Annotated in this window: 8 protein-coding genes; 2 read left to right on the forward strand and 6 right to left on the reverse strand. The window is 68.9% G+C overall.

Annotation, left to right across the window (positions count from 1 at the left end):
• Positions 1-39 precede the first annotated feature (39 nt).
• From proS to VFA06_RS05250, 6 genes are all read right to left on the reverse strand, one after another.
• Complete coding sequence (proS, locus tag VFA06_RS05225; protein ID WP_324839251.1) at positions 40-1,452, reverse strand: proline--tRNA ligase; 1,413 nt, start codon at positions 1,450-1,452, stop codon at positions 40-42.
• Positions 1,453-1,507: 55 nt separating this feature from the next.
• Positions 1,508-2,146, reverse strand: coding sequence for a response regulator transcription factor (locus tag VFA06_RS05230; protein WP_324839252.1), 639 nt, complete (start codon positions 2,144-2,146; stop codon positions 1,508-1,510).
• Positions 2,143-3,462 (reverse strand): sensor histidine kinase, encoded by a 1,320-nt coding sequence (locus VFA06_RS05235; RefSeq protein WP_324839253.1) that lies wholly within the window; start codon positions 3,460-3,462, stop codon positions 2,143-2,145. Before VFA06_RS05235 ends, VFA06_RS05230 begins: the two co-directional genes overlap by 4 nt.
• Complete coding sequence (locus tag VFA06_RS05240) at positions 3,453-4,256, reverse strand: ABC transporter permease (protein WP_324839254.1); 804 nt, start codon at positions 4,254-4,256, stop codon at positions 3,453-3,455. Before VFA06_RS05240 ends, VFA06_RS05235 begins: the two co-directional genes overlap by 10 nt.
• A 1-nt stretch (position 4,257) precedes the next feature.
• The gene (locus VFA06_RS05245) at positions 4,258-5,199 is read right to left on the reverse strand and encodes an ABC transporter ATP-binding protein (RefSeq protein WP_324839255.1); all 942 of its coding nucleotides are present in this window, start codon (positions 5,197-5,199) and stop codon (positions 4,258-4,260) included.
• A gap of 152 nt (positions 5,200-5,351) precedes the next feature.
• On the reverse strand, positions 5,352-6,791 hold the full coding sequence (locus VFA06_RS05250; RefSeq protein WP_324839257.1) for a fibronectin type III domain-containing protein: 1,440 nt from the start codon (positions 6,789-6,791) through the stop codon (positions 5,352-5,354).
• 238 nt (positions 6,792-7,029) lie between these two features.
• Here VFA06_RS05250 and VFA06_RS05255 point away from each other — a divergent pair, with 238 nt between their 5' ends.
• Both VFA06_RS05255 and VFA06_RS05260 read left to right on the forward strand, forming a co-directional pair.
• Positions 7,030-7,668 (forward strand): DUF2461 domain-containing protein, encoded by a 639-nt coding sequence (locus tag VFA06_RS05255; protein ID WP_324839258.1) that lies wholly within the window; start codon positions 7,030-7,032, stop codon positions 7,666-7,668.
• 270 nt (positions 7,669-7,938) lie between these two features.
• A partial coding sequence (locus tag VFA06_RS05260; protein ID WP_324839259.1) for a cellulose binding domain-containing protein occupies positions 7,939-8,156 on the forward strand: 218 nt, incomplete at its 3' end.

Here is an 8,156-nt window from a genome sequence, read left to right on the forward strand (position 1 = left end):
CGGCCTGGCCGGATCGGCCGGGCCGACGCCGGACGGAGATCAGTACGCGCGCGCGACGATCGCGAGGCTGTCCGGCGCGTCGTCGGAGTCGGGGACTGAGCCGTCGGGCAGGACCAGGCAGCGCACCGTGATCCCGTGCTCCGCGAGCGCTGCGGCTCCCTGCGCGCCCAGCTTCGCCCACGGGATGCGCGCCCAGCCGGTGGCCGCCGCCTCATGGGCCTGCTCGACGGAGTCGACGTCGAGCGTGCGCGCGTTCCGGAACTCGGCGGACTGCCGCAGCAGCAGGGCCTGATCCTCCTCGAGGATCGCGGGGATCGTCGCGGCGAGGGAGCTGAGCGTGGCAGGCGTCTTCTCGCCACGGATGCGGCGCACCAGCACGCAGGAGCCGTTCTCCAGGTCGCGCGGACCGACCTCGATGCGCAGCGGGACGCCCTTGAGCTCCCAGTCCACCGAACGGCGGCCGAACGGCGTGTCGACACGGTCGTCCACGGTCACCCGCAGGCCGGCGGCCCGCAACTGCTCGCCGAGCTCGCGGACCTTGGCGAGCACCGCCTCGTCCTCCTTGACCGCCAGGACCACGACCTGCACGGCGGCCACCCGCGGCGGGATGCGCAGCCCGTTGTCGTCCCCGTGCACCATGATCAGCCCGCCGACCATGCGCGTGGTGCTGCCCCAGGAGGTCTGCCACACGTGCGCGCGGCCGCCGGTGTCGGTCAGGAAGTCGGTGTCGAAGGCCTTCGCGAAGTTCTGGCCGAGCTCGTGGCTGGTGCCGAGTTGCAGGGCTTTGCCGTCGCCCATCATCGCCTCGAGAGTAAGGGTGTTGATGGCTCCGGCGAAGCGCTCGTCCGGGGTCTTGCGGCCGGGCACGACGGAGATGGCGAGGATCTCCTCCATGAAGTTCTGGTAGACGTCGCGATGGATCATCGCGGCGTAGGCCCGCGCCTCCTCGTAGGTGGCGTGCGCCGTGTGGCCCTCCTGCCAGAGGAACTCGGTGGTGCGCAGGAAGGTGCGCGGGCGCTTCTCCCAGCGCACCACGTTGGCCCACTGGTTGATCAACAGCGGCAGGTCCCGGTAGCTCTGCACCCACTTGGAGAAGTACTCGTTGACGATCGTCTCGGAGGTCGGTCGCACCACCACGGGCTCGTCGAGCTGCTTTCCGCCGCCGTGCGTGACCACGGCGAGCTCGGGGGCGAAGCCCTCGACGTGCTCGGCCTCCCTGGTGAGATAGTGCTGCGGAATGAACATCGGGAAGTAGGCGTTCTGCGCCCCGGCCCGCTTGATCCGGGCATCCATCTCGGACTGCATCCGCTCCCAGAGGCCGTATCCGTACGGTCGGATGACCATGGTCCCGCGCACCGGGCCGTTGTCAGCCAGCTCCGCCTTGTTGATGACGTCCTGATACCAGCGCGGGAAATCCTCCGCGCGGGGCGTGAGAACAGGTGCTTTTGCCATGCGGTGAATCATAAGTGCTCATGACCGGTGGTCCGCCGCCGGAAACGCACAGTCCTTAGGAGGGCAGCAGTCCCTGTCTGTACGCCTCGGCGACTGCGGAGGCGCGGTCGCGGGTGCCCAGTTTGGCGTAGATGTGCAGCAGGTGTGTCTTGACGGTGGCTTCGCTGATGAACAACTGCTTGGCCGCCTCGCGGTTGGTGGCCCCGGCGGCGATCAGGCGCAGGACATTGAGTTCGCGCTGGGTCAGGGTCTTCGCCGCGTCGGGAGCTCGGACTTTGCCCAGCAGCCTGCGCGCGACGGACGGTGCGAGGACTGATTCGCCGTGGTAGGCCGCGAGTGCGGCGCGCACGAGTTCTTCTCGGGGCGCGTCCTTAAGCAGGTATCCGGTGGCTCCGGCCTCGATCGCGGGCAGCACGTCGGCATCGGTGTCGAATGTGGTGAGCACCAGGACCCTGACGTTCGGTGCACGCTTCGCCAGCGCCTTGATCGCCTCGACCCCGCTCATCCGCGGCATCCGCAGGTCCATCAGGAGCACGTCCGCCTTCAGCGCGATGGCCATGTCGACCGCTTCGGCGCCGTCGCCGGCCTCGCCGACCACGTCGAAGCCCGGATCGCCGTCGAAGACGGCGCGCAGGCCGTCGCGCACGATCGGGTGATCGTCGACGATCAGTAGCCTGATGGGCGGCGGCGTCATGAGTGGTCTTCGCCCGTCGCGGTCAGTGTATTGATCGGTACGTTCGCGCTCAGCGTGGTGCCTTCTCCAGGAGTGCTTTCGATGATGAGGCTGCCGCCGACCTGTTGCAGCCTGCTGCGCATCGCTTCTAGGCCGTATCCCGTGCCGGTGCGGGTGTCGGTGCCGGTCTTCGCGTTTATATCGAAGCCTGATCCGTCGTCGAGCACGTCAAGGGCGACGAGGTCGGGCGTGTAGGTGAGCGTCAATCCCGCACTCGTTGCGCCGGAGTGCTTCGCCACGTTAGCCAAGGCCTCTTGCGCGGCGCGAAAGAGCACGACTTCGAGCGCGGGCTGCAGGGTGATGGGGGCTCCGTCGACCTCGACGCGAACGGGGACGCCCGACGTGCGCTGCCAATCCTGCGCCAGCTGGGTCAGCGCGTCCGGCAGTCTCACCTCGTCGAGCGGCCCGGGGCGCAGCGCCTGCACGGATCGCCGCGCTTCGGCCAGGCTGCTGCGGGCCAGGTCGCGGGCGAGGTCCAGATGCCGGCTGCGCTCGGGCTCGCTGCGGGCGATGTCGGCGGCCTCCAACTGGGTGATGATCCCGGTCAGCCCCTGCGCGAGGGTGTCGTGGATCTCGCCGGCCATCCGCCGGCGCTCGTCGAGCGTCCCAGCCTCGCGCGCCTGCGCGACAAGCTGGGCGTGCAGGCCCGCGTTCTCCTGCAGGGCGTTTTCCAGGCGGCTGTTGGCTTCGGCGAGCTCGTCGAGCAGTCGCAGGCGCTTCTCGTCATCGTCCATCTCGCGTACGCCCTGGTGCTGGAAATAGCCGACGAGAGCGAGGTTCGCCAGCACCACGACGCAGTACCCGAATATCAGGGTGCCGTGTGGGATGCCTCCGCCGAGCTGCGCGAGGGCTACCAGCGCCGCCGTCGCCGCGAGCCCCACCGGCATCAACCACCTGGGCAGCAGAATCGAGTGGACGTATCCGGCGGCGCCGAAGAAGGCGAACCACGGGTTGATCCGGACCATCAGTGCGAGCAGGACGATCACGCCGCAGAAGTAGACGATGGCCCTGACTTTGTGTGCCTCGCGCTGTGCGTAGGACACGCGTACGAGCAAGACCCAGAGCACGGCGAGGGCTGCCAGCACCAGCGCTGTGACGGTGAACTGCGCCCTGCCCATATGGACGCCGTTGCCCACGGACCCGGTAGACAGGGCGAGCAGCAGGGAGACGGGCAGGCTCACCAGCGGCACGTAGCGCTGCGACTTCTCGATCCGCCGGTCGCGCGCCGCCAGTTGGGAGCTGCCCGTCCCCGCTTCCATGTCTACGGTCACTCCCACCGGAACAGCTTGACGGCCGCGACGCCGCCAAGCAACGTGTAGCAGCCGAGCACGGTCAGGTGCTGCCAGAGCGCACCCTGGCCCGCCCAGGCGTCCATGACGGCGCCGAACGGGACGAACTCGCCGGTCTTCTGCAGCCAGTGCGGCATCTCGGCGACCGGGAAGTACAGGCCGCTGAAGAAGAAGTTGAGGATCATCATCGGTGCGCCAAGGCCGTTGGCCGTTCCCTGGCCCGGTGCGACGGCCGCGACGATCAGGCCGAGCGCGAAGACCGCGGCCGAGCCCAGCACGAACGCGGCGATGACGGTGCCCAGGCCGCTTGGCATCGCGGCGCCGTAGACGCCGACGCCGACCGCGACCACGAGCACCACGCCGGCCGCGGCGAGTGACACGATCACCGCGAGCAGCGCGACCAGCATGCCCGCCGGAGGGACCGGGCTGACCCGGAACCGGCGCAGCGCCTTGCTCTCGCGCAGCATCGCCATCCGCCCCGGCAGGACCGTCAGCGCGAGCATCAGCGGCATCAGGGCGGCGAAGGTCGGCACGTAGACGTCCAGCACGGTCCGCCCGCCGAGCGCCTTCTGGGGGGTGTAGCGGGCCGAGTGGATGTCGGCGAAGATCAGCAGGAGGGCGAGTGGCAGAAGCACCACGACCGCCGTGCCGGGCTCGCGAAACAGCAGGCGGGCGTGCATGGCGACCAGGGCGCGAAATCCCTTGGGCGTCATGCGGAAGGCGGGGGCTAGGGGCGCGCTGCGGCGCGGCGCGTCATCCCGGGCGCTCATGGTCGTGGTCATGTCAGGCCCCGTTACGTTGGTTGGTCGGCGAGTTGTCCGGCGCCTGGGCGTCGGCGGTCAGGGCGAGGAACGCGTCGTCGAGCGTGCTCTGCTCGATGCGCAGTTCGCCGGCGATGATCTGGCGGTGCGCCAGCAGCGAGGTGACCTGCTGGATCAGGTCCTGGCCGCCTTCGATCTCGATCTGCGCGCCGTGGTGCGAGAGCGAGGTGACCGACGGCAGTGCGCGCAGATCCTCGTCCGCGATCGGCGCGGACGGCTTGAACCGCATCCGCTGTCCGCCACCGGCGCGTTGCGTGATGCCGGCCGGCGTGTCGAGCGCCACCACCCTCCCGCGGTCGATCAGCGCGACGCGGTCGCACAGCCGCTCGGCCTCCTCCATGAAGTGCGTCACCAGCAGCACGGTGACCGAGTCGGCACGAATCTGCTCGACCAGCTCCCACACCTCGCGGCGGGCATGCGGATCAAGGCCCGTAGTCAGCTCGTCGAGGATGACCACCTGGGGTTCGCCGATCAGCGCGATCGCGATGGCGAGCCGCTGCTTCTGTCCTCCGGACAGCTTCTTGTAGGCGGTATCGGCCTTCTCGGTCAGGCCGAGCCGGTCCAGCAACGCGTCGATGTCGGCCGTCTTGCGATAGAACGCCGCGAAAACCTCCAGGGCCTCGCGGACCTTCAGCCGGTCCGGCAGACCGGCCTCCTGCAACTGCACGCCGACGACCTGCCGCAGCTGTTCGCCGTCGACCGTCGGATCGAGCCCCAGGACGCGCACCGCGCCTCGATCGCCGGTGCGCAGTCCCGAGATGCACTCCACGGTGGTGGTCTTGCCGGCGCCGTTGGGACCTAAGATCCCGAAGATCTCGCCCTGCTCGACACTGAAGGAAACTTCCTGCACGGCCGTGACCGCGCCGTACTGCTTATGCAGACCACTGACTTCGATGACATGCATCGCCCGACCTTCCTCACCGACTCTTGTTTCGACACTTGTGAGGATGCCGGGCTGAACCACCCGGGCGGATCAACCGGGAAGACCCATCACGCCGCCCGATCAGATGACTCACCCATCAACCGATCGGTTGATGGGTGAGTTCGAGCTCGAGCTCAGGGGAGGGGCATGAACGGCACGGTGAAGTGCACCGGCCCGTCGAGCACTGACTCGTTGCCGTTCGCGTCCACGGACACGACATAGACCGCATGGGTCGGGCCGGATGGCAGCGTCAGGGTCACGCTCGTGCTCGTCGTGCTGGCAAGCACGCTCGAACCGTCGTAGAGCCGGTATCCCACGACCGGGTCCGCGCTCGCCGGCTGGCTCCACGTGAGGGCGACGGTGCCGGTGTTGTAGTTGGAGTAGTTAGGACTCTGACTCGTCACAGTCAGCGAGGTCGGCGCGACCGGCCGCGCGTATGCGCCGGGCAACGTGGTCGCGGTCACCCCGGCACTCGGCGCCGAAGTGCCGCACGCACCACCGTTCGCCGCCTCCCGGACCGCGACCGAGTAAGTCCCGGCACTCGCCGGGGGAAGGCCGGTGACCACGGCCGATGTCCCGTCAACCGACGCCACCTGGGTACCTGACCGATACACGACGTAGCCGGAGGACTGCACGAAAGACGACCACGACAGCGCGACTGTGGAGGCCGAGCGTGGCGTCACCGTGAGCGCGGTCGGCGGCGGCACCACCGTGTCGCAGGGTGCTGTCGACACCGCAGCCGCGCCGCTCTGCGCCGACTCGCCGCCCGCCGCGTCCAGGGCCGAGACGGTGAACTGGTGCGCGGTGTCCCGCCACAGCCCGGTCACCGTCACCGAGTTGCCGCTGGAGAACGCCATCCGCGTGCCCCCGTCGTAGACCGCATAGCCAACGGCCGCCGCTGACGGCGTCCACGCAAGTGACACCGATCCGTTCGTCGTGCCGGTCACGGTCAGGCCGCTCGGTGGAGTCGGCCGCGTGCTCGGCCCCGCGGACGTGGTGATCGTCAGCGGCGTACTGGTGTGCAGCCCTCCGCTGACGCAGTCGCGGCGCGCCACTGCCACGGTGTGCGTCGAGCCCGACGCGAGCCCGCTGATGCGGGCGCTGTCCAGCGTCGTCTGTTCCACGATCACGCCGTCGAGCAGCACCAGCAGCGGGACCGGCTCGTCGTAGTAGGGCTGGGCGTTGGACCAGGACAGCGATACTCCGGACGCGGTGATGTTCGTCGCGGTCAGGCCGGTGGGCGTCGTGATTCCGCACGCCCACGGACCCCCTTCGATCGCGGTCCGCGAGATGGGTGCGCTCGCTGCGGACTCGTGTCCGTACGCGTCGACAGCGGTCACGGTGTAGGTGTGCGCGCTGTCGAATACGAGGTTTGCGATGGTTGCGTGAGTGGTCGTGTTGCGGGCCACTACCGACCCGCCCTCGTAGACCTGGAAGTACGCGGGCCGATCGCCGGTCGCCGGCTCGGTCCAGGACAGGGTGATCGACGTGGCGCCGTTCGTGGGGTACAGCCGCTGCGGCGTCGCCGGTCCGCCCACGTCGGCCGCCGCCGGTGCGCCGATACCGCCGGCCACGCCGGCCAATCCTGCCCCGAGTGCGAATCCCAAGATCGCGTTGCGCCGCACGGCACTCACCTCCGGCGACAGGACACTGCGATCGTCGCTGGCAGTCAACGGGCGCCGATCACGATGCCGTACATCGAGGGTTTTCGCGGGCGCGGGCATGAACCTTTCAGCGCCCGGCGCGGACGCGGTTCGAGACCGACAGATGATCAACGCGCGCGTGTCGGAGGCGGCGGCTACAGTCCTAGGTGTGGGATTCGCCGGCTGGCCGGAGCGTGCGTTCACGTTCTACGAGGGCCTAGAAGCAGACAACTCGAAAGCGTATTGGACCGCGCACCGGGCGATCTACGACGCAGACGTGCTCGCGCCCATGGAAGCCCTGCTGAGCGAGCTCGCGGACGAGTTCGGCGACGGCAAGCTGTTCCGGCCGTACCGCGACGTGCGCTTCAGCGCGGACAAGTCGCCGTACAAGACAGCCATGGGCGCGACGCTGGCGAAAGGCGGCTACATCCATCTGTCCGCGGACGGTCTCGGCGTGGCGGTCGGCTACCACATGATGGCCCCCGACCAGCTGGCCAGGTACCGGCAGGCGGTGGCCGAGGACGTGACCGGCGAGCAGCTGCGGCGGGTGATCGCGCAGGTCGAGGGGCACGGCATCGACGTCGTCGGCGAGGAGCCGCTCAAGACGGCGCCGCGCGGCTACCCGAAGGACCACCCGCGGGCGGACCTGCTGCGCAACAAGGGGCTCATCACCTGGCAGGAGTGGCCGGTCGAGCCCTGGATGCACACGGCGAAGGCCAAGGACCGCATCGTCAAGCATCTTCGGGCCGCGCAGCCGCTGCAGGCCTGGCTCGACGACCGCGTGGGCCGCTCGGATCGAAGCGGCTGAGTTCGCGCCGAGGCGGCTTCCGTAACTTTCAGCGCCCAACCGTTACTTGGAGACGGTGCGGCGTGGCCTTGATGTGGGAACGCTGCCCGCTTCCGGCGTCCTGGTCCCCGGACGCTTAGGCGCATGGATTGACAACTTTCCGGTCAAAGCCCATGCTGACGCGGCGAATGTTAACGGTAACAGACGTCTCCCTCGTGGTAATGCCGGTGCCGGACGCGCGACCGCGGGAGCAAAGAGAAGCGGATCCGAAGCTGACCGGGGAGAAGGTCAATGAACAGAGGAAGTTTCAGCCGCGGGCGTCGACCCCTGATGGCCGCGGCCAGCGCGATCGCACTCGCCGCCGCGGGCGTGAGCCTGACAGCGGTCACCTCCGCCCAAGCAGCGTCCGGCTGCCAGGTCTCCTACACGGTCACCAGCCAATGGACCGGCGGCTTCGGAGCGAACGTGAGCATTACCAACCTCGGCAGTGCGCTCAGCAGCTGGAGCCT

It is taken from the genome of Actinocrinis sp. (genome assembly GCF_035653575.1).
In the GTDB taxonomy this organism is placed as follows: Bacteria; Actinomycetota; Actinomycetes; order Streptomycetales; family Catenulisporaceae; genus Actinocrinis.

Excerpts from the sequence above, each read along its gene's own strand:
- VFA06_RS05230 (WP_324839252.1), bottom strand. The coding sequence starts at position 2,146 with ATGACGCCGCCGCCCATCAGGCTACTGATCGTCGACGATCACCCGATC.
- VFA06_RS05245 (WP_324839255.1), bottom strand. The coding sequence starts at position 5,199 with ATGCATGTCATCGAAGTCAGTGGTCTGCATAAGCAGTACGGCGCGGTC.
- proS (WP_324839251.1), bottom strand. The coding sequence starts at position 1,452 with ATGGCAAAAGCACCTGTTCTCACGCCCCGCGCGGAGGATTTCCCGCGC.
- VFA06_RS05240 (WP_324839254.1), bottom strand. The coding sequence starts at position 4,256 with ATGACCACGACCATGAGCGCCCGGGATGACGCGCCGCGCCGCAGCGCG.